25 protein-coding genes are annotated in these 24,923 nt (G+C 39.9%); 6 read left to right on the top strand and 19 right to left on the bottom strand.

Going from position 1 to position 24,923, the window contains the following annotated elements; genetic code table 11:
- The 6 genes from FS608_RS10950 to FS608_RS10975 form a co-directional block, all read right to left on the bottom strand.
- Nucleotides 1-1,167 carry a copper resistance D family protein gene (locus tag FS608_RS10950; RefSeq protein WP_144549830.1) on the bottom strand — a complete coding sequence of 389 codons (1,167 nt, stop codon included), beginning with the start codon at nt 1,165-1,167 and terminating at the stop codon, nt 1-3.
- Between the two features lie 7 nt (nt 1,168-1,174).
- Complete coding sequence (locus tag FS608_RS10955) at nt 1,175-1,807, bottom strand: copper resistance CopC family protein (protein ID WP_144549831.1); 633 nt, start codon at nt 1,805-1,807, stop codon at nt 1,175-1,177.
- A gap of 137 nt (nt 1,808-1,944) precedes the next feature.
- A complete protein-coding gene (locus FS608_RS10960; protein WP_144549832.1) occupies nt 1,945-2,145 on the bottom strand; it encodes a twin-arginine translocase TatA/TatE family subunit in 201 nt (66 codons plus the stop codon).
- A 51-nt stretch (nt 2,146-2,196) separates the two neighbouring features.
- Nucleotides 2,197-3,510: a multicopper oxidase domain-containing protein gene (locus FS608_RS10965; RefSeq protein WP_144549833.1), complete on the bottom strand. Its 1,314-nt coding sequence runs from the start codon at nt 3,508-3,510 to the stop codon at nt 2,197-2,199.
- A 38-nt stretch (nt 3,511-3,548) separates the two neighbouring features.
- Nucleotides 3,549-4,964, bottom strand: coding sequence for a multicopper oxidase domain-containing protein (locus tag FS608_RS10970; protein ID WP_186328683.1), 1,416 nt, complete (start codon nt 4,962-4,964; stop codon nt 3,549-3,551).
- A 389-nt stretch (nt 4,965-5,353) separates the two neighbouring features.
- The gene (locus tag FS608_RS10975) at nt 5,354-5,701 is read right to left on the bottom strand and encodes a metal-sensitive transcriptional regulator (RefSeq protein ID WP_144549835.1); all 348 of its coding nucleotides are present in this window, start codon (nt 5,699-5,701) and stop codon (nt 5,354-5,356) included.
- 293 nt (nt 5,702-5,994) lie between these two features.
- On the opposite strand from FS608_RS10975, the gene FS608_RS30190 reads away from it, so the two are divergent.
- A complete protein-coding gene (locus FS608_RS30190; protein ID WP_180230179.1) occupies nt 5,995-6,156 on the top strand; it encodes a hypothetical protein in 162 nt (53 codons plus the stop codon).
- A gap of 96 nt (nt 6,157-6,252) precedes the next feature.
- On the opposite strand, the gene FS608_RS10980 is transcribed toward FS608_RS30190, so the two are convergent.
- Together FS608_RS10980 and FS608_RS10985 are read right to left on the bottom strand one after the other, a co-directional pair.
- Entirely contained in the window at nt 6,253-6,729 is a 477-nt protein-coding gene (locus FS608_RS10980) for a CBS domain-containing protein (protein ID WP_144549837.1), read from the bottom strand.
- Between the two features lie 13 nt (nt 6,730-6,742).
- A complete protein-coding gene (locus tag FS608_RS10985) occupies nt 6,743-7,411 on the bottom strand; it encodes a TetR/AcrR family transcriptional regulator (RefSeq protein WP_144549839.1) in 669 nt (222 codons plus the stop codon).
- 285 nt (nt 7,412-7,696) lie between these two features.
- Here FS608_RS10985 and FS608_RS30195 point away from each other — a divergent pair, with 285 nt between their 5' ends.
- Together FS608_RS30195 and FS608_RS10990 are read left to right on the top strand one after the other, a co-directional pair.
- Nucleotides 7,697-7,858, top strand: coding sequence for a hypothetical protein (locus tag FS608_RS30195; protein ID WP_186328684.1), 162 nt, complete (start codon nt 7,697-7,699; stop codon nt 7,856-7,858).
- Nucleotides 7,859-8,031: 173 nt separating this feature from the next.
- On the top strand, nt 8,032-8,469 hold the full coding sequence (locus FS608_RS10990) for a hypothetical protein (protein ID WP_144549841.1): 438 nt from the start codon (nt 8,032-8,034) through the stop codon (nt 8,467-8,469).
- Between the two features lie 164 nt (nt 8,470-8,633).
- Here FS608_RS10990 and FS608_RS10995 read toward each other — a convergent pair whose 3' ends face one another.
- Nucleotides 8,634-9,206, bottom strand: a complete 573-nt coding sequence (locus tag FS608_RS10995; RefSeq protein WP_144549843.1) for a DNA-3-methyladenine glycosylase I — start codon at nt 9,204-9,206, stop codon at nt 8,634-8,636.
- Between the two features lie 417 nt (nt 9,207-9,623).
- Here FS608_RS10995 and FS608_RS11000 point away from each other — a divergent pair, with 417 nt between their 5' ends.
- On the top strand, nt 9,624-10,445 hold the full coding sequence (locus tag FS608_RS11000) for a Cof-type HAD-IIB family hydrolase (protein ID WP_144549845.1): 822 nt from the start codon (nt 9,624-9,626) through the stop codon (nt 10,443-10,445).
- Between the two features lie 242 nt (nt 10,446-10,687).
- Nucleotides 10,688-11,281, top strand: coding sequence for a hypothetical protein (locus FS608_RS11005; RefSeq protein WP_144549847.1), 594 nt, complete (start codon nt 10,688-10,690; stop codon nt 11,279-11,281).
- A 93-nt stretch (nt 11,282-11,374) separates the two neighbouring features.
- Here FS608_RS11005 and FS608_RS11010 read toward each other — a convergent pair whose 3' ends face one another.
- The 4 genes from FS608_RS11010 to FS608_RS11025 all read right to left on the bottom strand — a co-directional run bounded on the left by FS608_RS11010 (nt 11,375) and on the right by FS608_RS11025 (nt 15,600).
- A complete protein-coding gene (locus tag FS608_RS11010) occupies nt 11,375-12,847 on the bottom strand; it encodes a sodium:solute symporter family protein (protein WP_144549849.1) in 1,473 nt (490 codons plus the stop codon).
- Entirely contained in the window at nt 12,847-13,044 is a 198-nt protein-coding gene (locus FS608_RS11015; protein ID WP_144549851.1) for a DUF3311 domain-containing protein, read from the bottom strand. Before FS608_RS11015 ends, FS608_RS11010 begins: the two co-directional genes overlap by 1 nt.
- Before the next feature lie 108 nt (nt 13,045-13,152).
- The gene (locus tag FS608_RS11020; RefSeq protein ID WP_144549853.1) at nt 13,153-14,337 is read right to left on the bottom strand and encodes a M20 family metallopeptidase; all 1,185 of its coding nucleotides are present in this window, start codon (nt 14,335-14,337) and stop codon (nt 13,153-13,155) included.
- 15 nt (nt 14,338-14,352) lie between these two features.
- Nucleotides 14,353-15,600 carry a Zn-dependent hydrolase gene (locus FS608_RS11025; protein WP_144550087.1) on the bottom strand — a complete coding sequence of 416 codons (1,248 nt, stop codon included), beginning with the start codon at nt 15,598-15,600 and terminating at the stop codon, nt 14,353-14,355.
- A gap of 287 nt (nt 15,601-15,887) precedes the next feature.
- On the opposite strand from FS608_RS11025, the gene FS608_RS11030 reads away from it, so the two are divergent.
- Nucleotides 15,888-17,732, top strand: coding sequence for a helix-turn-helix domain-containing protein (locus FS608_RS11030; protein ID WP_186328685.1), 1,845 nt, complete (start codon nt 15,888-15,890; stop codon nt 17,730-17,732).
- Between the two features lie 57 nt (nt 17,733-17,789).
- On the opposite strand, the gene FS608_RS11035 is transcribed toward FS608_RS11030, so the two are convergent.
- The 6 genes from FS608_RS11035 to FS608_RS11060 all read right to left on the bottom strand — a co-directional run bounded on the left by FS608_RS11035 (nt 17,790) and on the right by FS608_RS11060 (nt 24,917).
- Nucleotides 17,790-19,106 carry a uracil/xanthine transporter gene (locus FS608_RS11035; protein ID WP_144549857.1) on the bottom strand — a complete coding sequence of 439 codons (1,317 nt, stop codon included), beginning with the start codon at nt 19,104-19,106 and terminating at the stop codon, nt 17,790-17,792.
- Nucleotides 19,107-19,137: 31 nt separating this feature from the next.
- Nucleotides 19,138-19,971 (bottom strand): DMT family transporter, encoded by an 834-nt coding sequence (locus tag FS608_RS11040; protein ID WP_144549860.1) that lies wholly within the window; start codon nt 19,969-19,971, stop codon nt 19,138-19,140.
- A 161-nt stretch (nt 19,972-20,132) separates the two neighbouring features.
- The gene (locus tag FS608_RS11045) at nt 20,133-21,068 is read right to left on the bottom strand and encodes a manganese-dependent inorganic pyrophosphatase (RefSeq protein ID WP_144549862.1); all 936 of its coding nucleotides are present in this window, start codon (nt 21,066-21,068) and stop codon (nt 20,133-20,135) included.
- A gap of 106 nt (nt 21,069-21,174) precedes the next feature.
- A complete protein-coding gene (locus FS608_RS11050; protein WP_260871643.1) occupies nt 21,175-22,062 on the bottom strand; it encodes a GNAT family N-acetyltransferase in 888 nt (295 codons plus the stop codon).
- Between the two features lie 103 nt (nt 22,063-22,165).
- On the bottom strand, nt 22,166-23,374 hold the full coding sequence (locus tag FS608_RS11055) for an iron-containing alcohol dehydrogenase (RefSeq protein WP_144549864.1): 1,209 nt from the start codon (nt 23,372-23,374) through the stop codon (nt 22,166-22,168).
- Between the two features lie 19 nt (nt 23,375-23,393).
- A complete protein-coding gene (locus FS608_RS11060) occupies nt 23,394-24,917 on the bottom strand; it encodes an aldehyde dehydrogenase family protein (protein ID WP_144549866.1) in 1,524 nt (507 codons plus the stop codon).
- Nucleotides 24,918-24,923 lie beyond the last annotated feature (6 nt).

Raw genomic sequence — 24,923 nt, forward strand, 5'->3', positions numbered from 1 at the left:
TTATTCTCCTTTCGCCTGATAATTTAGATCGCTCTTATGCAGGGTTTCTATAACCCCCTGATACGGAAACGGTTCATTATTATCGGAATCCAATTTTACAGAAAACATCAATCCTAAATAAATAGTGATGATAAAACATGTACCAAAAACTATAGCAAAGGCATGATTCGTCATTTTATAACTTATTAGAATTAAGAATAAAAATAGGACTGAGATAAATATAAGCAGTGCTGAAGAACTGGTTGGTGCAAGTTCTACTTGACCAGAAATAAACGTATTTTTTGCCACTAGCCACTCTAGCCATGATGGATTCATGGCTGCAATTGTCTGTGTGACATCGACTTCATGAGGGGGAGGCAACGTCCCCAATATTCCAGTGAAAAAGAAGACGAGCATTAAAATTAAACTCTCGGCTTTTATCCATGGAAGTGGGTCAAAACCTGGATTCTTTGCTGTTTTACGGGAAAGAACACCATTAAGGAAAGCAAATGCCAGAACAGGAATGATGCTTATATGCTTAATAAGTAACATTCTCCCGTAAGGGACAAGCCAGCTGTTTAAATATTGTTGTTGATCAATGACAACGAACATCAGCATAAATCCACTCAAACTAATTATTAAAAAGCACCCTATCGCAAGCGGTGTAAACCACCTCAAAAAGCTGGACCAATTATCACTGTTAGTCGAAAACCAACCGATATGTAGTAACACCCCTACCCAAACCGTGACGAATAGAAAATGGATAGAATGAGATAGAACACCTGGCCAGAAATTAATGGAGGCTCCATGACTGGCATTTCCAATTGCAAAAATCATCAACAGGAGCCATTGTGCTTGAAAAAACCTAGATCCATCTACATATATGGTGATCCAGAGGAGGATCGCTAAACTGCAAATAAAAATCCATGCCCTGCCAATTTCAGAATCACTCAAGACAGAAAATGCAGCAGACCGAAAACCAACGCTTCCATTAAAATAAAGAATCAATTCTAAAAGTGGTGCAAAGGTAAAGAGGATGATCCCAAGCGGACAAAGTAGTAACAATGGCTTACTGATATATATCTTAGGTTTTTTTGATTCAGGAATAAATTGTAGAACCACATACCCGACCAAAATGGAAATAAGCATATAATGACCAAATTCAGTAATTGGAATTAGATAACTCATTGACACATCACTTCTTTCTTATTAGGAGGAGAAATCCACTGGCCAAAATTACTAGTAATCCAATAAAAATAGACATGATGACATTGTTTGAAGATTGTTTCTCGGAATCTGCCTTGGTGATTTTTTCTGCCGATTCCTTGTTTGTTGGCTGTTCAGTGGTGTTCGTTGTAGTTTGTTTCTCAGCACCGGAAGTGACTTGAGTTTGATTTGTAATCGGTTGATTTTGCGTCTCTTCACTACTTGTTCCTTGATTTTGATTAGATGTCGATGTATTCGTCTCCTGACCCACCTGGTCCTTTTTCACTTGAAATTGTATTTCCCCAGTTACCGGATGACCATCATGACCAGCTATTTTCCACTGAAGCCTGTATGTTCCATTTTTTAATGGCTCCTCTAAGGACCCAACCATCTTTGCATCTTGTATTTGAATCTTGTTAAACGGAACCTCTATACTATTCACAAGTAAGCCCATCGTACTTAATTTTTCAATCGTTCCTGCAAAGGTAAGCGAAATCTCTTGGATATCATTTGTAATAACTTGTCCGTCTTGTGGATTAGATGCCGAAAGTTGTGTATGAGCCTTTGTGACCGTTGGCATAAATAAAAATGCAGCTATGAATATTACTATGAGTCTATTCAAAGACCTTCCACCCTCCAATACACTCTTTAATGAATGATGTGCCTCTACTTCAAAATTAGAAACGTTGCCAAATGAATTTAGTCACTTGGCAACGACTTTAGTACTATTGTCTTAAAAAAATGTCAATTATAATAGCTTTAGAGAGGAGGAAGTTTATCCTTGGTTCTTTTTTCCTGCTCAAAATCAAAATCGGATAATGTCTCTCTGGTAGATTTTTTAAATTCTTTCAGGGTTGTACCCACAGCACGCCCTAACTCAGGAAGTTTACTAGGTCCGAACACGATTAAAGCTAGGACTACTATCAGGATCAAGCCTGGAACTCCAATATTACTAAACATATAACTTCCCTCCTGTTTCCATCATGTAACCTAAAGAATCTATTAATTTTCCTATTTCACCACAAACGGGATTCTGCCATTAAATAGAAATGCATCGCTGAGGTGATGTCTGTACTCCACCTGTGCATAGGAATTTATTGGTTTCGTCGTTCTAATCAATACATCACAGCGCTGGGCTGTACTCATCTCAATCGGGGTCCCGGCCTTAATGGTATATGGATAGTTATACTTACCAAACGGCGGTACTCCAAGGGAACGGCCATCATAGGCAATACAAACAACATCTACAGGAAAAACAACTCTGATTTTGACATACGCTCCACAAAGCATTCGGACAAGGATGGTCTGATTCACCTTGGCATTCACAGAAACCTGCATTCCCTTTACGCCGCTGTTTAATTCAGCTGGGATTGTCACACTTGGACGAATCGATGCTGTTCCTCCAACCCGCCCCGGGAAGTATTCACCTGTTACAACAAAGTAGTCAGGATTGTAATCCTGAAAGGCAAAGAAATCATAACTGCCTTTGTCATTACTATGAAAATCATCGTTGACTCCAGGAATATCTCCGTGTTCAGGAAAGGTTTGGTGTGCATTTTCCGCTTGTATCCGCCAGACAGAATCAATATCGTCGATGACCCAGAGTGCCTCCACATCATATGGAACTGTCATTGCATGTGGGTCGCCACTCTCAAGGGTACCGCCCACAAATCCTGGAAACTCTGGATAATTCACAAGGTTTGCTGCAGTACGTCTTGGATACCCTCCTACATTTTTGCCATCCTTCGGATCATATGCATCTGGTGGTTCGATAATTAAGAATCCATATAGACCGAATTCAAAATGCTGGATCGTATTCCTATGACAATGGTAAAAATAACTGCCAATATGGTTTGGCTGCCACTGATACGTATAGTTTCCTATTTCCATGGAGGTATGGCCGACCCCATCATTCATGGCAGTAGGCTCAATGCCGTGCCAATGGATGGTGTGGGGAGGCTGTCCATGTCCTTGTACTTCACCATGAAAGATGACCCCACGAGGAACACGAATGGTTGGACCTGGAAACGTACCGTTTGCCGACATGGGTACATCAGGATTTCCCAGGATAAAGAATTCCATTTTCTTGCCATCCCACGCCTTCAGTTCTGTTCCATGCATTAAGTCGACTCTTTGCGTATTTGGAGTAAGCATTGTCGCTCCTGGCACATTTTTAGCTACAAATGCTGGAACCGGATTTGTCGGTTCAAGTAGATCCGGGGTAGGTGGACTGGCTTTGGGTGGATCAAACGACTTCACCCAGTCGGCTTCATGGCCTGTTACTGACCTGCGTGGAATATGGTACCCAGGTTTTGAAAATGACATATGATTTCTCCTTTTTAAGCAAATTAATATTTGATTTTTTAATGGTCTGTATGGGAACCGTCTGGTCCGGCTGCCAGTCCGGTTTTTTCAGGGCCATGATAAGCAGTAGCTTCTGGAAATGTTGTTACACCTCCATTTGTGTTACGATCCCCTATAAAATGGATCCCGCTCATCATGCCGAGTCCGTAGTTACCGCCCTGGGAGGATTGGCTTGGCTCAGAGTGGTCATGCATTGGGTAACAGATTGGAGACATTCTAACAGAGATATCAATATCCCCTGCTTTTGTTCCTCTTTCAGGCAAATAAGTTCCTAACTCCTCAAGAGGCGGCCAAACCGGATGTGGCCGCGACCCAGGAATTGAAGGATTCGCGATTGACATTAACGGCTCATCCGGAAGCCCGATTCCACGCTTATTCGGAACGTCAGGTGGTCTGATATAAGGAACAGCCCATTCGACGATTTCGAGTGGGTGAGATGTATAAGTGTCAATCCAATAAGGGTTTTTTTGGACCTCGCCGTTAATCCCGATGACGTAGACATGGTTTGCGTGAATATGCAAAGAATGCATCGACAAACCGGCGTTCAAAATTCGGATAATGCACGGTTCTCCTACCCGATGATTTGGAGTAATATAAGGGTTATGAGCAGAAAACCATCCTGACTGTCCACTTATTGTATAGAATTCAGGTTTCCTGTTCTTTCCATCTGATCGAAATTTATCAGTCTCAAAGGCCTTCACAAATTGTGATGCTGGATAATCGGTTCCAGGCGGATAGTTTCCTACTTCCGCAAACAGTCTTGAACTTGCCTCGTGAAGAATCCAAATATACTGCCGAAAGGCCTGAGTATTGGTTGATGGGTCGCCTTGCTCCCAGGCCAAACCCGGGAAGTGTGCAGTAGAGCCAAAGTCATCAAAGATCTGTTGCACAGCTTGTGTTGGATTGGAATAAGGGGTAACTCGATGCCCTGCTTTTGCCTCATTGGGCATGACAACTAGTGCACCATGGAGTCCCATCATTCGGTTCACAGGGGCATTAAGGTTGTCATAATATAAATAAGTTCCAGCTTCAGTAAGAACAAATTGTTTTGTGATTGTGTCTCCAGGCCTGATCGGACCAGTATCGACTAGTCCCGGTATGTAAAATGCATGAGGTTCATCCAGACCATTTGTTACTGTAACCTTCACTGTATTTCCCACAGTGGTAAAAATATGGGGGCCAGGTACCTCTGCCGGGAAATTTTTCTCCTTGTAAAACCAGAAGTAGCACTGAGCCTTGTTAATTGAATTATGCGTTGCCATGTCCTTTATCCCATCGGTAATCGTAAAGTTAAGTTCTTGAACTTGTTCTATCGCAAATAGCTTATTGCCTGAAATCCATGAAGGCATCATGCTTCCAACAAATAAAGTAGCAATACCGCCCCCTGCATACTTAACAAAATCTCTTCGGTTCATATTTTCCTCCTTCATATTAATCCTAGCTAATAGTACTAAATAACTATTCCTTATTAGTTGGGAAAATTCCTAAAATAGTTTTCATTTCTTCAAGATATTTTGCATTTAAGTAAAAAGGATAGCGGCCGTTTTTCACGTAGTAATAGGTAAAAAGAACGTAAATCGTAGAATTATAGTAAAAAGTGACGATAGTGGAATTTGCGTTAAATCTATTGTCCTCCTTCTATCTTCCTTAGCCATTTCTTGCATTTGGGAAAATACTTTGAATTTTAGATAATAATAATGCATTTGTCAGAATATTTCAAAATAAATCATTCGACGATAATAGACCAAATTTCCTACGAAAATAAAAAAAGAACGTACCAAAGGCACGTTCTTCGTCGAAAATATTATTTTTTCATTAATTTTTGGATCGTTACCAAAACCTCATCCAGGACTTCCATATCACCTTCCTGTATTCTTTCAACCACACAGCTCTTCAGATGACCTTCAAGCAGGATTTTGGCAACACTATTTAAGGCGGATTGAGTGGCCGATATCTGATTTATGACATCATCACAATATGTATCTTTTTCAATTAGGCCTTTAATGCCGCGAATTTGACCCTCAATACGGTTTAATCTTGTAACAAGATTATTTTTCACTTTATCGGAATGATGACTCTTACGATCACTGGCATCAAGTGAGCAGCAGGTATCATCAATTAGCTCCTCTTCCTTCCCGATTCCATTCGACATTGCTCCGCCTCCTTTTTTGAAAATATTATATCACACTCTGCAGGTAATAGTTGCAGATCTTCTGCAACATGGCAGTCGTCCGGAGATCTTCGTATTCACATCCCTATTACAGACTAAAGTTGCAATTTCGCAGATTGCAGGTAAAAAACACACCTTCTACATCTTTTCCACATATGTATAAAAGAAAAGTTAAAAATTAAATTTTTTTAACTTTTCTGATTATTTATTCTAGCTTTATTTCCTTATCTTCATATATAATATTTTCATAACTATTTTGAAGGGTGTTGGTAAATTTGGCAAACAAAGCTGATGTGAAAAAAATCTCTGTTAATTCAACAATTTCATTAAAAGGAATTGTCAAAGCCATTTTCAACGATACCGTTCATGTTCAGATTGGCGGTAAAATTATCACGCTCCCTGCATCAGAACTGCTGATTGAAAAGCCAGTCCAATAGTTTTTTTATCTTGCATATCAAAGCAATAGGAAAATAGTATTTTCCTAAAGAAAAGCCCTTCACTTCTTCGGTGAAGGGTTGTTAAAATGACAAAAATTATTGCCAATCGTTTATCAGCGTTTCTTGAATGCTGCGAATAACATCTCCCCTGCTAATAACACCCACCACATGATTGGAATCATCTACAACAGGTAATTTTTTAAAGTGATGCTTGGACAATAGGGAGACGACCTTTTTCATGTCATCTTCAGGGTGGATGGTTACGATTCCGTGGGTCTTTGCGATCCGAATGATCTCACGTTCAGCTAGTTCACTAAGACGAATTTCTATTTTTTCTTCAGCTACATACGTAATTAAGGAGAAATAATCATGAAAACGTCGATCAACCGGACTGATTGCCCGCAAAATATCTCCATCTGTCACAAATCCGTGCAAGACGCCCTCTTCGTCAATAATGGGTACACCGCCAATTTTATTCTCAACAAGTAAGGTCGTTACCTCTTTAATGGAAGAACTAGGACTAGCTGAAATAACATCCTTAACCATAAAATCCTTGACCTTTACATTGATCATATCGACACCACTTTCAACTTTTGAATTTTGGATTATCTTTTACATCTGAAACCCGCAATTTCTCTAATACGTCTGGGGGAAATACCATCCGGCAAATAACTTTTGAAATTTCTAGATAATCTGTTCTTTTCCCACTCAAGTTATCGTTTCCGTGACTATTCTCCACTAAAACTAATATTGCCCAAGCGACAGCTTCTAAATCCAAATCGTTCCATGTTAATCCATTTTCCTCCGCTTGCTTTAAACCAAACAGAATTCTTGAATAAATTTTCCTTCGTGCATCACCCAAAAATTCAGCCAGACCTGGGTCTTTCAATAGCAATTCAGGCAGGACACGCTGCAGACCAAATTCACTAAGTCGTTTGTTATGTGCTTCTAATAATGATGCTAACAATGATTCCGGATTCCCTGACATCCAACTTGGTTCAGGTGGGAGAAGCTTGTCTATTTTATCTTCTAATAACGACATTAAAAGCTGGCGTTTATCGGAGAAATACCGATAAAAGGTTCCAGTCGCCACCCCGGCATGGGCTGCAATTTCCTTAGCGGTAGTTTGCTCGTACCCATTTGAAATAAATAGTTCTAATCCACTTTCAAGTAGTGCATTCCTTTTTTGCTGTGCCCTCTCCTGTTTTGGGAGAGAAGGGAATTCACCAATCAATAGGTCATCTCGGTCTGGCATTTTATCACCTCAGTTATATCATACCACTTTTTTTAAAATTTGAACCATAGTTCACGTTTTCATTGACAGTCCATTCTATCCATGCGATACTTGAACTGCGGTTCATGTTAAACTGCTATTATTGTATAAACACCCCTTTACAAAATAGTTGGATCATAACATGACCGATTTTTAATAAATAATCCCTTGTTTTAGCAGGAATTCATTATATTATTCCGAATAATTAATGTATCTTTAATAGATTTATTGTTCTTAGTTTCTAACATTTTGAAAGGCGTTGATATTGTGGCAAACCAATCTGAATCAAAAAAAATCTCTGTTAATTCAACCATCTCCTTAAAGGGAATTGTGAAAGCCATTTTCAACGATACGATTCATGTGCAAATTGGCGGCAAAATTATACCTATTTCAACATCTGATTTTATGATTGAAAACTCTCCGAAGTAATTAGTTATAAATGGCATTTCAAAAAAGCTCATCAAGTTTGATGGGCTTTTTTTGTTAATTTAGTAGCATCCTTCAATTTTCTTCATACCATACAAAAGATATGTCTTAGCTGCAAAGATTTCTGGTCTTGTCATGATCGTTGCACATGATGATTGAATAGGTAGTGAAAATCTTTGAATAATACATGTGACTTAGAAAAACGTTTGCAAACAATTATATCTATCCAACGGAATATTGATATTATTACTGCATTTTTATTATTAACAGGTCAAGTGACAGTTGTTAGACTTATAGTTGAACCAAAAGGATTTGCCCTTTCGGTTGGTGGGCCGCTAACCGGAATAGGACGTTTAGAAGGAATATCAGGAAATAAAACATTGAGCTTAATATTGGACATTGGAGATATCCTTTTAGCCATCCTATTAATTAGTGATCAGACAAATGTTTCGGGGATCTTTTTAGGTCCAGGGAGATTTAGCTTCAATATTACTGGTCCTATTTTTGGAGTTCCTAAACACGTACCTGCACTGCCTGATTTGGAAAAAGTATTTACACAGTTCCGCTGGATTGTCTCTGAACATTTTGATATCGAACCTGAAATTCTAATCTAAATTAAGAAGGAAGTGGTCATTTTTGTCTCTAACAGACCTCCCAACGTTCGAGCCATCAAAAGGTGAAATTTTTCTTTTTTTATTGTCTATCGCCATCTTCATCTTTTTCTTTACACAAACGAAAGAAAGCGATGTCTCTTCATTGAGATAATCGCTTTTTTCTGTTATTTCGTCAATTGAACTGCTTTTTGATAACAGTCACAAGTGACAATATGGTCATTCACCATCCCTGTAGCTTGCATGAACGCATAACAGATGGTCGAGCCTACAAATTTAAAGCCTCTCTTCTTTAAATCCTTACTTAATTGATCACTTATTTCCGTGACTGCAGGAACATCTTTCATTTCTTTAAAGTGGTTTTGAATCGGCTTACCGCCAACAAAGGACCATATGTACTTACTAAATGAGCCAAATTCGTCGACGACCTTCAAAAATGCATGTGCGTTAGTAATGACAGCGTTGATTTTGAGCTTATTGCGGACAATTCCCTCATTATGTATTAATTCCTCGATTTTCTTTTCGTCATAGCGGATAATTTTTTCAGCATCAAAGTTATCAAAGGCTTTTCGATAGTTCTCCCGCTTCTTCAAGATTGTATACCAGCTAAGGCCAGCCTGGGCCCCTTCAAGATTTAAGTATTCAAATAATAGGCGATCATCGTAGACTGGAACTCCCCACTCATGATCATGATATTCGATATATAATGGATCCTGATTAACCCATCCGCAGCGATTCATGTTTGAAATTCCCCCTTTACTTCCTTTCTCCTAACATAATACCTGAATATCCCTTAAGTATTGCACATTTTTTCAAAAATAAGAACCTCCCTTATCTAAAGGAAGTTTGCATGTCAGCTAACTTATTAAGTTATTTTCCGAAAAGCCCTTCTTTCCGCATACTCTGAGCATGGGATACATACTTTTACTATTTCCCCCTTATCATTAATATATTTCCTTAATGGACTTACTCTCCGCTTACATATATGACATTTACTTTTAAAAATATCAAAAATGGACATAACTAATCACCTTCAGCATTTTGGTTTTTACTACATTTTATTTAAAAAACTTGTAACTGGATTCAATTGTAATAAGTTTTTTTCCTATTTTTATAGTAAGATGAGAAGATATTGTGAAGAAAGGACTCAGGTATGAATGAAATATAAAATGATTGTTTTAGATCTCGATGATACGTTACTACAGGACGACCATACAATTTCCCCACGTACAAAGAAGGCGTTAATGGATGCCCAGGAAGTTGGAGTTAAGGTCGTATTAGCATCAGGGAGACCAACCTATGCAATGTATGATATTGCAGAAGAATTGCGTTTAAAGGAGTATGGTAGTTTTATTCTTTCTTTTAATGGTGCAAAAATAACAAACTGCCAAACAGGTGAAGAGCTTTTTAGCAGCACGTTATCCCCAAAAACAGTTCATCATCTCTACGAATTAAGTCGTCGCGAGAATGTTTGGATGCATACTTATGTTGGGGATTCCATTGTAACCGAAGCAGCGAATCAATTTACCGATATTGAAGGTGAAATTACTGGATTAGAAATCTTCGAGGTTGACAACTTAGTAGATTCTGTTAAGGACCCTGTTGTGAAGGTGTTAATGCTTGAAGAAGAATCGAAACTTGCCGAAGTAGAACAAAAGCTTCAAAAGGAGTTAGCAGGACAATTAAGTGTAATGCGCTCCAAGCCTTTCTTTTTGGAGTTTACCGAAGCTGGTGTAACCAAGGGTACAAGCCTTAATCATTTAATTGGACAACTCGGTATTGAACGGGAAGAAGTTATTGCCATGGGAGACAGTTACAATGATTTAGCAATGATTGAGTTTGCAGGACTTGGTGTAGCAATGGGCAATGCACCAGAAGATATTAAGGTGCAAGCTGATTATGTGACTGACACGAATATGAACGATGGTGTGGCAAAGGTCGTTGAGAAGTTTGTGTTGAAAACCGTACAGTTAGTGTAATTAGAATTTTTACTTAAAACGCGTGGATTGGGTCTTCATCGCCTGTATGATGACCAATTCCTCTGTTTTTTCAAAGGGAAGTGGTCTTCATCACCTGTATGATAACCAATTCTTCTATTTTTCCAAAGAGATTTGGTCTTCATGACCTGTACGAAAGAATATATCCTAGCCCAATCATGTCTCCTCTTATGAATATCAAGCATAAAATATTACAATCAAAAATATAAAAGGCGGAGAGAGGTATGGGATTATTCATAAATAACAATCATCATCCGGAAGTCTACAAGAATAAACAACAGCTACAAACAACAAATCAGATTATTTCAAGACAGGATTTTCTGTCCGAACTCGTACAAGAACAGCAAAAAGCGAATGCAGCACTCAATTTAGCGTTATCTGAAATAGGTGTGCAAACACAGCTACAAGAAGAAACCCATTTAACACAATGGAATAATGTAGGCCGACAACTGAATGATTTACGTAAACGGCTGGAGCATTCCGAGGCTGCTAATCATCTACTTGTCCTTCAAATGAATGAACAGTTGGAATTACAAAAAGTGGTTGCCGAAAAAATGTCTAAACAAGAAGAATTTCAAGGAGGAGTTTTACAACGTTTGGACAATCAAGAAGCACTGATGGACAAAATATCCCGTCAAATCAATCATATCCGTTCGATTCTGTTTGAACGGACAAATTATTTAGCCGCGAAAATAGACGATGGCTATAAAATTACCTCTTCCTATGTGTACAAATTGATGACAGGAACAGACCAGCCATTGACATTTTTGTTGATGAATCATAAGAAAGAAGAAGAAAATCAAACACAAACAGACTAAATCCACTTAACTTTCCAATTAACCTTTTTCAAATATAAAACACCTCCAGTAATCGAAGTAGATCGACGTTGGAGGTGTTTTTATCGGTTTTAATTAAGCCACACGCTCATTCGTATTATTAGCCGTTGCAGATTTTGTTACGAAACTAACAGCGAATGTCACCACTAAATTGATAATTAATGCAATAACACCCACATTTAGATCCTTAACAAATTGTGGCAGTTCTGGGAATAGTGTCCCGACAGTAGAAGCACTGATTGTAATGTAGGCAACCGTAAATACCCCAACAGCGATACCTGCGAAAGCACCTGCTTTTGTAACTACGTTCTTTTTAGCTAAACTGAAAACCAATGCTGGGAACAATTGTGTTACAAGGCTGTAACCCATTAATAACAAGGTTACAAGAGTGTCCCCGCCTTTAAATGTAAAGTAAAGCGCAATAATTGCTACAACTGGAACTAAGTTCTTTGCTAATTTAGAAACTTGCTGATCAGACGCTTTTGGTACAAACACTTTATAGACATTTTTCGCTAATAATGTAGCCGCTGACATCATAATCATTGAGCCCGGAACAATCGCGGTTAATAAACCAGCTGCTCCAATTAGTCCGACTACCCATGGATCAAACGTCTGCATTGATAGTTTTAATAACGCAAGGTCACCGTCCGCTCCTTCTAATCCTTTCACCTGAAGGATTGCGGCAAATCCTACAAAGAATACAAACAATAACACTAACTGATATAGTGGCATAATAATCGCATTCTTACGGAATACCTTTGAACTTTGTGCAGAATAAATGGAACCAAAAGTATGCGGCCACATATAGAAGCCAAGAGCCGTTAATAATACAGTTGAAATGAACCAAGATACACTTAAACCAGTTTCAGGAAGGGCAAGGAATCCTGGTTTTGCAGCTTCAATTGCTTCAAACATTGGTTGGAAACCGCCATAGTAATGAATTGGCAGATAAATACCTAAGAATAAAACAATTCCTAAAATCATGATATCCTTAATAACAGCTGTCCATGCAGAACCATGAATTCCTGAGATCATTACATAAACCGTTACAGCAATAACGCCAATCCAAATTGCCGCAGTGGATGAAATAGAACCACCAGAAGCTTCAGCAACGATGATACCTAAACCTTTTAATTGAAGAACAAGGTATGGAATTAGTGCAACAACACCAACTAGCGAAACAAAAACACCAAGTAATGGACTCTTATACTTACTAACAAAAAAGTCGGATTGAGACATTAATTTGTTATCTTTTGCATATTTCCAAATTGCAGGAAGCAACCAATAGGACATGATATAAGCTAAACAGCCGTATCCTAAAATATAATAGGTTGGACCTCCTTTTCCATATGCCCAGCCACTTCCGCCTAAGAAAGTAAACGTAGTGTAAATTTCCCCTGCCATTAATAAGAAAACAAAGATTGTGCCAAAGCCGCGGCCCCCAACAGACCATTGTTCAAGGCTCATGTCCTTCCCTTTTTGGGCCTGAACACCAAGGAAGATAGATAATGCTAAAAATCCGAAAATGATAATTAATGCAGTATTCATTAGATTTCCTCCTCCTGATTTGCTGGGTCCAATTTAAACACAAGCGCCATAATTCCTGAAGTAATCACTACCCAGAGAACAATGTAAAAGAGAACAAAAGGCATTCCGAACACGTAGGGAGTTACTTTATTGACGAAAGGAACTCCGCCTAGTAATCCAATAAACGGTATGATTGCAAGAAGTTGATGTAATTTCATAGATAAACCCCCAATATTATTTTATAATGATGCCTTCTTTCTATTAATATAAATGAACCTTCGTAAAGTATTTATCTATATTGTTTTACGAAGGCTCATTGCCGTAATTTATCCTAAAAATTTAAATGTCGCATGAAGGAAGGTTTTTACTCCAATTTCAAGTGCATCTTCATCGATTGTGAAACGTTCATGATGATGTGGATAAATAATTCCTTGCTCCTCATTCCCCGCTCCTACATAGAAGTAACAGCCTGGCGCTTTTTCCATAAATGCAGAGAAATCTTCTCCTCCCATATTTGGTCTCATCATATCAAGTGCTTCTTCACCAAATACTTCCCGAACTGTTTCTTCAATCACTGCTGTTACTTCGTTATCATTGATAACAGGGCGGTAGCCAAATTCATATTTGAATTCGTACGATGCTTCATGGGCCTCGGTAATCCCTTTGACAATTCGTTCCATTTTTGAAGGAACAGATTCACGAAGTTTCGGATCAAAACTGCGAACAGTACCCCAAATTTTAACTTGGCCAGGAATGACATTGTGCGTGGTTCCTCCAATAAATTGAGTCACAGAAACAACTAAGCTATCGAGCGGATCTGTATTCCTAGAAACAATATGCTGAAGGTTGGTTACCACCTGTGCGGCTACTGCAATAGAATCAATGGTTTGGTGTGGAAGTGCGGCATGTCCACCTTTTCCATTCACCGTAATCCAGAAAGTGTCTGGTGAAGCCATCATTGACCCGTAAACCACGCCAACTTTTCCCTTTTCAATTGGTGACCAAAGGTGTGTACCGATTACAAGGTCAACCCCATCCATTACTCCAGCTTGAACCATTTCCTCTGCTCCACCTGGGAATAACTCCTCTGCATGTTGGAACAAGAAACGAACTTCGCCTTTAATTTGATCCTTTAAGCCTGAAAGAATTTTCGCTGTTCCAAGCAACATTGCTGTGTGACCATCGTGTCCACAAGCATGCATTACCCCAGGATTTTGGGAGGCAAATTCAAATGTGTTCTCCTCTTGGATTGGCAAGGCATCCATATCCGCTCGAATCGCAAGTGTTTTACCTGGCTGCGGTCCAATTAAACGAGCAACCACACTTGTTTTGGTCGGTCGAGTAATCTCCAAGTTTCCAAAAGATTGTAAAGTTTCATAAATGAATTGCGAGGTTTTTTCCTCTTGGAAAGATAGTTCAGGATTTTGGTGTAAATGCCTTCTCCATGTAATGACTTGTTCTTTTGTTTCTTCTGCTAATTGATTAAGATTTACTTGTGTATGAATACTCATGCTTGTCATCTCCTATTAGTTTGTTATTACATTTACTTTTTGAACCGCTAGATTTAAGACCGTTTGATAGAGAACATTGGCACCGTTTCTGCAGTCCTCTTTTGAACTCCACTCAGCTGGGTCATGACTTATTCCATTCTTGGAACGGATGAAGATCATCCCCATCGGACATAAATCCATCAATTGCATACCATCATGACCTGCACCGCTTGGAAGATAATTGCTTTCTAGACCTAATTTTTCAAAAGCGTTTCTCGCTGCATTCTTTACGATGTCCGAACATGGTGCGGGTGCGACACGCTGTAGATCTTCAATCGTTAACTTCACACCTTGGGCCTCACAAATCTGCTTTGCCTGTAATTTAATCTTCTCCTCTACTACATCGCGGACAGCTTCACTTATATCCCGAAGGTCTAATGAGAATTCAACTCTGCCTGGAATAATGTTGATTCCACCAGGATTCACTTGAACTTGTCCGACTGTGCCAACCGTAGTTCCAGTTTTAGCTGATTCTGCTTCGATAACAAGCATCACTCTTGCAGCTGCAGTCAAGGCATCATGCCTGATCGACATCGGGGTGGCGCCTGCATGACCAACCTCCCCTTCTAAAATAAACTTGAGCCATAATGGACCAGCTAATCCTGATACAATTCCAGTTGAGAGATTTTGTCCCTCAAGGACCTTTCCTTGTTCAATATGAAGTTCGACATATGCCTTCACCTCTTCAGGCTTTCGGGCTGCTTTGCCGATTGCTTCCGGCTCGAGTCCATTTGCAACGAACGCTTCCGCTATCGATATCCCTTGCTTATCTTTATTAAGCAATTCCTCTTGTGTTAGTGTACCAGCAATCCCACGGCTGCCAATCATTCCGAAGCTAAATCTTGCCCCTTCTTCATCGGTGAACGCAATCACTTCAATCGGATGTTCTGTCTCAATTCCTTGCTCATTCATGACTTGAAGGGCTTCAACAGCCGATAGAACACCAAGCGGTCCATCAAAATTTCCTCCATTAAAAACTGAATCAATATGTGAACCAGTTAATACCACAGGCGCATCAGGGTTTACCCCTTCCTTCCTGCCTATTAAGTTTCCGACTTCATCCTCACGTACTTGTAAACCAGCTTCTTTCATAAATGTGGTGACAAGATCTTTAGCCGCTCGTTCTTCCGGAGTGAAAGACAAACGAGTGACACCATTCGATTCGGTTTTTCCTATTTCACTAAGAAGTTGCAAACGACCCCATAATCTTTCTTCGTTAATCACTTCTTCCATCCTCTCTGCCACATTCCTATTTGTTTAATGCTTTAATAGATTGGCGTATATTATTAATGTATTTATAATTATAAAACTTATCTGAATATTTGTTATGTTATTTTCCACAAAATTTCTAACAAACAATTTGTGTAAAAACACAAAATATGAACTAAGAACATTCATTCACTTTATAATTCCTGACAAAAATCACACAATTTATTGTGAAATTTGTTACAATAAACAAAAGAAATAAATTTTTCATATTATTCTAAGATCATTAAAATGTGAGGTGCATGATGAAAGAAACACTTAGCCATCGTCAATTGCAATCATTAATCCATGTTTCCAATGTGTTAAATTCATCACTTGATATTGATACGATTATTGATTCTATTATGGTTCAAACGGTATCAGTTATCGATGCAGCGCACGGGGGGGTTCTATTCATTTATGACCCTGATCAAGATCTGCTTATTCCAAAATCAGACAGTAACTTCACATCTGAGATTACAAGAGTAAGATTGAAACCAGGTGAATCGATGACGGGTTTAGCTTTTTCCGCGCAAAAATGTTTGATTTTTCACAACCGGACAGAAGTCGAAAAAGCAACAGCCACACTCTCGGAAACGAATCACGCACTCATGGATCAATCGATTCCTACACTCCCTTATTCATCGATTTGTGCTCCAATCTTGTCAAAAGGAGAATGTATCGGTGTGATTACGCTTGACTCTTTTGATCCGTCGCTTCACTTTATCCCAGAGGACATACATCTTCTAACAGCGATTGCCCATCAAGCAGCTGTAGCCCTTGAGAAAGCAAACCTTTATAGTGAGCAAGAAAAGACAGTAAGACAGTTGGAAGATTTAAATGATACGATTTCAAAACAAAACGAGATGTTATCACGCTCCGTTGATATCCATAATCGATTAGCTGAACTAGTATTACATGGAGAAGGTCTCGATTCAATCATTACCTATCTGCACGATACCACCGGCCACACGGTCTTATTATTTGATGACCTTGGTGAATTGATCTCCTCCGCTTTTAAAAATGAGCTTTCCGACGATGAATTATTTACCATTCGAGATTTAGCACAGGAGTCGATTAGAACACCTGGAAACATCCGTTCATTGCTAGAAACAAACATGGATAAGGAAAAGCATTGTATTACCATTCTTCCCATCGGAGCAAAGCCGACTCTTTTTGGTTCACTTATTATCGTTTCCCCTGAAAAGATGCGAGACGTGGATATTGCTGCCTTAGAGCATGCTTGTACGGTCATCTCGCTTGAAGTAGTAAAGGAGCAAGCAATTTTTGAGGCACAGGAAACAATTAACGGCGAACTCATTGATGTTCTTTTTTCCGGTAAAATGGATGGGAACATCCTTCAAAAAGTAAAACAGATGGATTTCGACCCATTAGGGGATTATTTAGCATTGATGATTCGACTTGATGAAATGGACAATACCCCTAAAAAGAACAGTATCATCCGCCATCTTGTCCAAATGGCCAACCGAGTATTTTTAAAAAATCCGTTAAAAGGAATGGCCGTACGAAATCACGATCAAATCGTTGTATTACTAACTTTCCAACAAAAAGTTTCCAGCACCTATACACATCAGCGCGTGAAGGAACTAGTGGCAAAATTCCAGCAGGAAATCCAGATAAAAAATTGGGGAACCACGGTTTCTATTGGGATCGGCAGAATTCATTCCAGCTTATTAAAGGTCACGAAATCAATGCAGGAAGCAGCGAAATGCTTACAATTCCTTCAAAGCTTTGGGGGAAAAAATCAGGTTATCAGTTATAAGGATCTTGGGGTTCAACGTCTTCTACTTCAAAATACTGAGGAGGAACTCATCGATTTTATTATTGAAGTGCTAGGACCGCTGTTTGAATACGACCAATCACGAAAAGGAGAACTACTCCCTTCGTTATTCGCCTATCTTGAACACAATCAAAATGCGAAAGAAGCAGCAGAGTCCATCCATGTTCATACGAACACTCTGATGTACCGCTTAAAACGGATTGAAGAGATTCTTTCCACTGATTTATCCGTTAGCCAACAATTTTTAAATATTCATCTCGCCGTCAGTCTCTACCCTTTTTTAAAAGACAAGCTGACGCAACAAGTATAATACAGATAACAAATAACTAGGCGCCCCTAGCTTTTATGGGGCGCCTTTATCAATTCACTAACTAATTTTTCTTTCCGCATTTGGCACAGGGTTTTCTAGTTTTGTCCAATTAATGGTATTTTCTAGGACGATCGCTAGCAAAATTCCTACTAGTAAGCCGCTCGATAACAGCGGTTGAACCAACATTGGCAGTGAGGAAAACATTTCAGATGGAATATTCATGATGGCGATTCCAAGCAGCACTGGAGCCGCGATGCGATAGATCGTTCGCTGGTTAAAAAGAATTCCATTCAAATTGGTGAGTGCACCACTAAATAGTTGCAAATAGGCAACAAATAAAACGGCATCCCCCACACTAATTGGCATTGTGGAAAACAAGTTACTTAGTGCAGGCACCAAGCCAAGGACAATAAACATCGCTCCACCAATGATAATAGGTGCCCGCTCAAATATGAGCGTAGACTGTAAAAATCCGAGCGAAGAAATATAAGGAGCATATGGAACCATCCCAAACAGCCCTGAAACGATTGAATTAATTCCCGTTAGTACAAAAGAGCGGCGGTATTGGTTATCTGTGGTTGAAGTCTTTAAGATGGGCTCCACCCCTTTTATCGATGCCATTGTATTCGTTGTATTAACTAAACCAGTGATCACTGTCATAAGAATGAGCCCCAAGCTTAAACTAGGTTTCCCCCAAGGAAATAACTGAAAAAACTCCGTAGACGGACTTACATTCGCAGCGGGTGCTGGGAAGAAAATTGCATGAACCACCCACCCTGTTACAATTCCAATTAGGATGGAAAAATTTCGGATCACACCCGGACCCTTCAAATTGATCCATACTACGAGAATGATTAACAGGATCGATAATCCTGCTGTTGGAATATCAATCTGTTCACCAGTACCTAAGCCAAGCATTCCTTTTGTGAAAATAACAATCAGCTGGCTCGCGAGGAGAAAAAGGACTGTACTCATCACAACGGGTGTGAATAAACGCTTTAACACAGTTCCCATCCCTAACACGCCAAGGATCATAACTAGAACACCTGAACCAATAATCCCAAGCGCAAGTCCGCCGCCTAGTTCCTCCAAACTGATACCAGCGGAAGAAGCAGATGCACAAAGACTTAAGATGGCCCCCCACCACAAGCCCGATTGTCCCTCCATTAGAGGATACTTATGCCCAAACAATGCTTGCAAGATACAGGCTGTCCCTGTATAAATAAATGCTCTTTGCATCGAACTTGCTACTTCCCCTGCTGATAAATCAAAGGCATCCCCGATCGTTAACGGGATGACCACAGTATTTGCAAACATGAAAAATAACCATTGCAGACCAGCCATAAACATGGTGGTCGAGTGCTTTCGGCTCATCTGCTCATTCCTCCTTTATATATTACTCTCCTTAAACAACCGTAATAATAATTCCTAAAATCGTAATCACACATGCCGTTAGCTTCGCAGGAGTGATACGTTCCTTAAAATAATACCACGCCAAGAACACAGCGAATAATGGTGAAGTGAAGGCCAAAGAGACAACCAGTGTTCCATCAGCAAACTTTAAGGCTGTAAATAAGCAGACCCATTGGATAATGACGGTGATTCCGCGTAAACTTAGATGTTTATGCAAGCTCGGAAACCATACCTTTGGACGATAAATCAGATAGGTAATCAAAGCAATCCCGCAAGCCCTGTAAAAATATAGTGTCACTGGATTAACCCAGCCATGAACAAGTAATTGCTGAGACGGCACCATACTCACACCAAAAACAATCGCTGAAGAAATCCCTAATAAATTCCCTGGTTTCCTAAGCTCAAGAAATGGGGTCAACGGGTTCCGGCCTTTTAAATTTAGGAAATAGACGCCAACCATGATAAATAAAACAGACACGAGCACAAATGGATGGAAACCGTAGAGGAAGCTGTTTGGTATAAACGTGAATAATGGAGTTAAAGCCATGTAAACCGAAAGGACAGATACCTCGATTTTGTTCATTGCTTTAAAGAAAAGCAAATTTCCTGCCATATCCAGCAAAACGACCAAAACCAATAGTGTAATCGAAATCGTGTTAGCTTTGAATAAATAAAGCCATGGCAATGTTAAACCAAGAAACACACCAATGTAGGCAAACGAAGTAACAATGAAACTATTATTATCCTTCATTTCTCCAACAATCTTCTTGGCATAAAGCGCATTCATTGCATTAAAAAAAGAACTGATTAATGACAAAAACAGCATGCGAATTTTCCTTCTTCCTGTTGAATTTAAAGATAATTTCGATTTTCTAAATATTTAATAGATTACAACAAAAGATTGTCGATGGAAAGAAGGAATTTAATTGTTTAGTCTAAAAACTGAAAAAAACCGTCCATGGAAATCTCCATGAACGGTCTATTTTATTACTCACCTTTTGTAAAAATATCAGTTAAAACTGGAACAATTTGCTTTTTACGAGAAACGACACCTTTTAGTGTAGCCGTATTATTTACAAGGGAAACATTATAGGCTTTTTCAACCGCAGCTGTTTTGTTACCCAAAGCTAAACCAACTGAATCGTTTGTTAAAATATCTGTTACCACGAACAAGAATAAGTCTAAGTTCTTTTCTTCGATGATGTTAGAGATCGCTGCTTCCAATTCTTCTTGGCGAGCGAGAACATCAGCAGTGTCAACGACATTCACTTGAGCGATTTCTACTTTACTTGAACCCATTTCAAATCCTTTTGCATCCAGACTTAAGAGTTCAGAAATGGATTTATCGCGAACATCTGCCCCAGCTTTAAGCATTTCAAGTCCATAAGTATCAGCGTCCACTCCAGCAATTTCAGCTAGCTCGCGTGCTGCTGCAACATCTTCTGGTGTACATGTTGGAGACTTAAATAATAAAGAGTCAGAAATAATCGCAGATAGCATCAGACCTGCAATTGGTTTACTGATTTCTTTATTGTTTTCTTTATACATTTTATTTAAGATTGTTGCTGTACAGCCTACAGGCTCGCAGCGATAATACAATGGATCGCTTGTTTCGAAGTTCGCAATACGGTGGTGGTCAATAACTTCTAGAACTCGAACATCTGCGATATCATTGGCACTTTGCTGGCGCTCGTTGTGATCGACTAAAATAACTGAGTTCACTTCACTAGCAACTGCTTCAACCAAACGTGGAACCTCTGCGTTGAATTGGTTAAGCGCAAATTGTGTTTCCCCGTTGATTTGTCCTAAACGGACAGGCTCAACATCCATCCCTAATTGTTTTTTTAAGTCTGCATAAGCAATCGCAGAACAAATTGTATCGGTGTCAGGATTTTTGTGACCGAAAATAAGTACTTTTTCCATTTGTATTTCTCCTAATCCTATTATTTTATGTAGGTCAAGCCCAAGCGACCTGAGAATGGCCCTAACGAAAATTATATAATAATATGATTTAGGATTCAAAAAATTTTTATTGATCTATTTTTTTGACCATTTGGACTTGCTCTGTTGTTTTGACAAAGCCTAAATCTTGTAATATTAAAGTGACAGGATTAGATAATGACGCATTTATGGTCATGAAATTAATGGGAATCTGATTTTCTCTTGTTATCGAACTCAATATTGACTTAATCATTTCCTCTTTCAACTCAGCGAATATTTCAAGTTGAAAGAGCAATACCTTCTCCAACTGCCCTTCTTGATTCCAAACCCTTTTGAATAAAGAGTAGCCAAGTGGATTCTGATTCTCATCATAATAAATCTGCGCTTCCCCTGACTTAACACTCTGCCACTGACACTGCCATGGAAGATTTTCTTTGTAAAAATGGTAGGTTTGGAGCTGTTTGGGCCGAATCGATTTATAAGAAATCGGTGTGGCCATCAAATCTAATGTCCCACTTAGATAAACAAGGGAATCAGTAATCACATAGCCAAATCGTTGATATAATCGTATCGCCCGCTCATTTTCCTTTATAGCTTCAAGGGTGGCAACTTGGACTCCTTCTTCAGCATAAACGTTTAAGGCTGCCTCCATTAACAACTTGGACACACCTCTCCCTCGGTATTCAGGAGCAATTCCGGTCCCCCCATTCCAGGATGTCTTTTTCCCTTCAATGACGCGGAAGCCATTTAAAACGATTGCTACAGGTTTATCACCGTCATAAGCTACCAATGAGTGCTCTAAAGATAATCCCTCATTTACCAAACGGTTAAAAAACATTTCAGCTGTCATTTCTAATTTCACAAAGTACCCTTCAAACCCTCGATTCCAAGCTGTGATTATATCTGTGATGGTACATTCTGTTAATTTTTTAAAGTTGATATTCATACTTTCGTTCAAGATTCTAATATCCTCCACTTATTTCACTCCCATATGTATGGTTGATAACTATAAAAATATCAAAATTTTTTAAAAAACCATTATGAATCACAGCACATCCATAATGGTTTTCCCTGTTATCCTATTTTACTGTCAACGGAACCACCTTTTGTCCAATCGCTTCAATTAATTCTTTTGGTATAGGAAAGCTCAACGCAGCTGGATCCTTCATCACGGCTGGAATCGCCAATTGGAGTGCCTCTTCGGTAATATTGAATTGCTTGAAATCTGCCGGTAATCCTACCCTATATTGAAGCAATTTAATTTTTCCAATCACTTTGGCTAACGCTGTTTGCGGAGTATCCCCCTTTACGTCTACATTCAAGGCCTGTGCTAATTCCGCTGCCTTTGGAAGATATAAATCAGGAACCAGCTCCATGACCACCGGTAAAAAGACGGCATTTGCGAGTCCATGTGGAATCCGGAACAAGGCACCATAGGCGTGTGCCATATTGTGGACAGGAATTGCATTTAATGCAAAACTAAAAGCGGTAATTCCCATCAAGCTTGCATGTAATAAATCCATGCGGGCATCAAGGTTCAAACCATCAGCAACGGCAATTGGCAGATTTTTTTCAATCAGGCGAATGGCATGAAGTGCATAGGCATCGGTTAGGCCTGTTGCCGTTGGCGATGCGAGTGCCTCAATGGCATGTGTTAAGGCATCAAATCCTGTAAATGCTGTTATCAATGGTGGCAGTCCCACAGTTAAATCTGGGTCCAAGATCGCCATATCGGCATTAATAAAAGGATTGATGATATTCGTCTTCATTTGGATATCTTCGTTAAAAATAACGGCAATTGGTGAAACCTCTGAACCGGTACCCGCTGTTGTCGGGATCGCTATATGTGGAATTGGCATGTAGTTGGCTTTTGGAAAGGTCTCATATAATAAGCCGCCTGGAATGGCCTCTTTTATATCTGTCAACCCTTTGTGGAGAGCATATTTTACCCCTTTTACAGTATCAAGAACACTGCCCCCGCCAACGGCTAGTAAGGAATCCGCGCCGATTTCTCGTGCATAGCGGACCGCTTCATTGATGCATCGGCTTTCGGCATCCTGCTTAATATCTAAAAATTGTCCAACCAATTCAGGACCAGTGCCATGCCCTGTCAGCGTAAAAATCTCGGCGACTTTTTCAACAATGCCTGCTGCCTCTAAGCCTCGATCACTTAAGAGAAGTACGCGTTTAGCACCCAGACCTGCAAAAAGACTTGGGATCATCGCCCTCGAATTTGAACCGCTGTATATTCCCGTACGTAACATAAACTGTGATAAGGTTGTTTTCATATTCATCCCCACCTCTTCATTAGTTTTGGCCAAACAGAATACCATACCAATTGCGCCGCTCCAACTCTGGTGACATCGATGTGTGCACATGCTTTACCTGGGTATAGGCATCGAGTGACTGCTGTCCCATTTCGCGGCCGATTCCACTTTGTTTGTATCCGCCAAACGGGGCATCACTGCGGAGCATATGCCAGTCATTTATCCAGACGACACCCGCTTGCAGTTTTCTAGCGACTGAGTACGCTTTATTAACATCGCGTGTCCAGACTCCTGCTGCGAGCCCATAAATCGTATCATTCGCCATTCGAATCGCATCGTCTATGTCTGAATAACGAATCACACAGAGGACTGGTCCAAAAATTTCTTCTTGAGCAATTTTCATATCATTGGAGACATTCGTAAAAATCGTTGGTTCTATAAAATGGCCCTCTTCACAGCCAGCTACCTTAACTTCCTTGCCTCCGCATAAAAGGGTAGCTCCTTCCTGTTTACCTGCTTCAATGTAGGAAAGGATCGTTTCCTTTTGTTTTCTTGAGATTACCGGACCAACATCAGTGGCAGGATCAAGTGGATTACCGAGTTTTAATTTTCTAGTTAGGGTGGCTAACCCTGCAACCACTTGGTCATAAAGCTTATCCGGGACAAAAAGCCGAGTCCCTGATTCACAAAGCTGTCCGGAATGGAGAAATACTCCAAACAGACTTCCAGGCAGGGCAATATTAAGATCTGCATCCTCTAAAAGGATATTGGGGGATTTACCACCTAACTCCAATGTGGCTTTCTTAATCGTGCCTGCAGCAAGTCCCATAATACGTCTGCCAACTTCTGTCGAACCAGTGAAAGCAACTTTATCAACACTTGGATGGTTAACTAATGCTTCGCCAACCTCTGCCCCTGGACCTGAGATTACGTTTATTACACCTGGAGGGACCACAGCGGAAATAATTTCTGCTAGTTTCAGAGTCGACAGCGGCGTGTAGCTGGCCGGCTTAATGACAATCGTATTCCCCATTGCTAGTGCGGGAGCAATCTTCCATGTCGCAATCACCATCGGTAAGTTCCATGGTGTGATGGCCGCACATACTCCGATTGGCTCACGCCAAATAAAATTGTGGGCGGGTCCTGGGAATGGCGGAACAGGAAGTGTTTCCGAGAATGGATAGTCCACCGTAAAGTTGGCTAAAGTTTGGAACAAGTCAACCATTTGTAAAATATCACTACTGCCAATTCGGCGTACCGTTCCACCTGAACTAATTGCTTCTAAGTATGCTAGCTCCTCAGCATTTTCGGCAATTTGATAGGAAATGGCATATAACACCTTAGCCCGGTTTTTCGGCTTCATATTTCTCCAATCTCCTTGGTCAAACGCCACGCGGGCTGCATTTACTGCACGGTCGACATCTTCCTTCGTTCCTTTTGCCACCCTTGCTACTAATTCACCAGTGGCCGGGTTATGAACGTCAAATGTTTCTTGACTGCTCCCAGGTTCCCACTCTCCATTAATAAAATGGGGAAATGTTTGGACATCTACCTTTACCGTCATCATAAT

This window comes from Bacillus sp. X1(2014) (genome assembly GCF_007678255.1).

Bases quoted from the DNA above. Each gene is read 5' to 3' on its own strand.
- FS608_RS11040 (WP_144549860.1), bottom strand. From the start codon at position 19,971: ATGCTGTTTTTGTCATTAATCAGTTCTTTTTTTAATGCAATGAATGCG.
- FS608_RS11030 (WP_186328685.1), top strand. From the start codon at position 15,888: ATGAAAGAAACACTTAGCCATCGTCAATTGCAATCATTAATCCATGTT.
- FS608_RS10965 (WP_144549833.1), bottom strand. From the start codon at position 3,510: ATGTCATTTTCAAAACCTGGGTACCATATTCCACGCAGGTCAGTAACA.
- FS608_RS10995 (WP_144549843.1), bottom strand. From the start codon at position 9,206: ATGAATCGCTGCGGATGGGTTAATCAGGATCCATTATATATCGAATAT.
- FS608_RS10950 (WP_144549830.1), bottom strand. From the start codon at position 1,167: ATGAGTTATCTAATTCCAATTACTGAATTTGGTCATTATATGCTTATT.
- FS608_RS11045 (WP_144549862.1), bottom strand. From the start codon at position 21,068: ATGGAAAAAGTACTTATTTTCGGTCACAAAAATCCTGACACCGATACA.
- FS608_RS11060 (WP_144549866.1), bottom strand. From the start codon at position 24,917: ATGACGGTAAAGGTAGATGTCCAAACATTTCCCCATTTTATTAATGGA.
- FS608_RS11020 (WP_144549853.1), bottom strand. From the start codon at position 14,337: ATGAGTATTCATACACAAGTAAATCTTAATCAATTAGCAGAAGAAACA.
- FS608_RS11010 (WP_144549849.1), bottom strand. From the start codon at position 12,847: ATGAATACTGCATTAATTATCATTTTCGGATTTTTAGCATTATCTATC.
- FS608_RS11035 (WP_144549857.1), bottom strand. From the start codon at position 19,106: ATGAGCCGAAAGCACTCGACCACCATGTTTATGGCTGGTCTGCAATGG.
- FS608_RS10985 (WP_144549839.1), bottom strand. From the start codon at position 7,411: ATGCCAGACCGAGATGACCTATTGATTGGTGAATTCCCTTCTCTCCCA.
- FS608_RS11000 (WP_144549845.1), top strand. From the start codon at position 9,624: ATGAAATATAAAATGATTGTTTTAGATCTCGATGATACGTTACTACAG.
- FS608_RS11005 (WP_144549847.1), top strand. From the start codon at position 10,688: ATGGGATTATTCATAAATAACAATCATCATCCGGAAGTCTACAAGAAT.
- FS608_RS10975 (WP_144549835.1), bottom strand. From the start codon at position 5,701: ATGTCGAATGGAATCGGGAAGGAAGAGGAGCTAATTGATGATACCTGC.
- FS608_RS11055 (WP_144549864.1), bottom strand. From the start codon at position 23,374: ATGAAAACAACCTTATCACAGTTTATGTTACGTACGGGAATATACAGC.
- FS608_RS10980 (WP_144549837.1), bottom strand. From the start codon at position 6,729: ATGATCAATGTAAAGGTCAAGGATTTTATGGTTAAGGATGTTATTTCA.
- FS608_RS10970 (WP_186328683.1), bottom strand. From the start codon at position 4,964: ATGAACCGAAGAGATTTTGTTAAGTATGCAGGGGGCGGTATTGCTACT.
- FS608_RS10960 (WP_144549832.1), bottom strand. From the start codon at position 2,145: ATGTTTAGTAATATTGGAGTTCCAGGCTTGATCCTGATAGTAGTCCTA.
- FS608_RS11015 (WP_144549851.1), bottom strand. From the start codon at position 13,044: ATGAAATTACATCAACTTCTTGCAATCATACCGTTTATTGGATTACTA.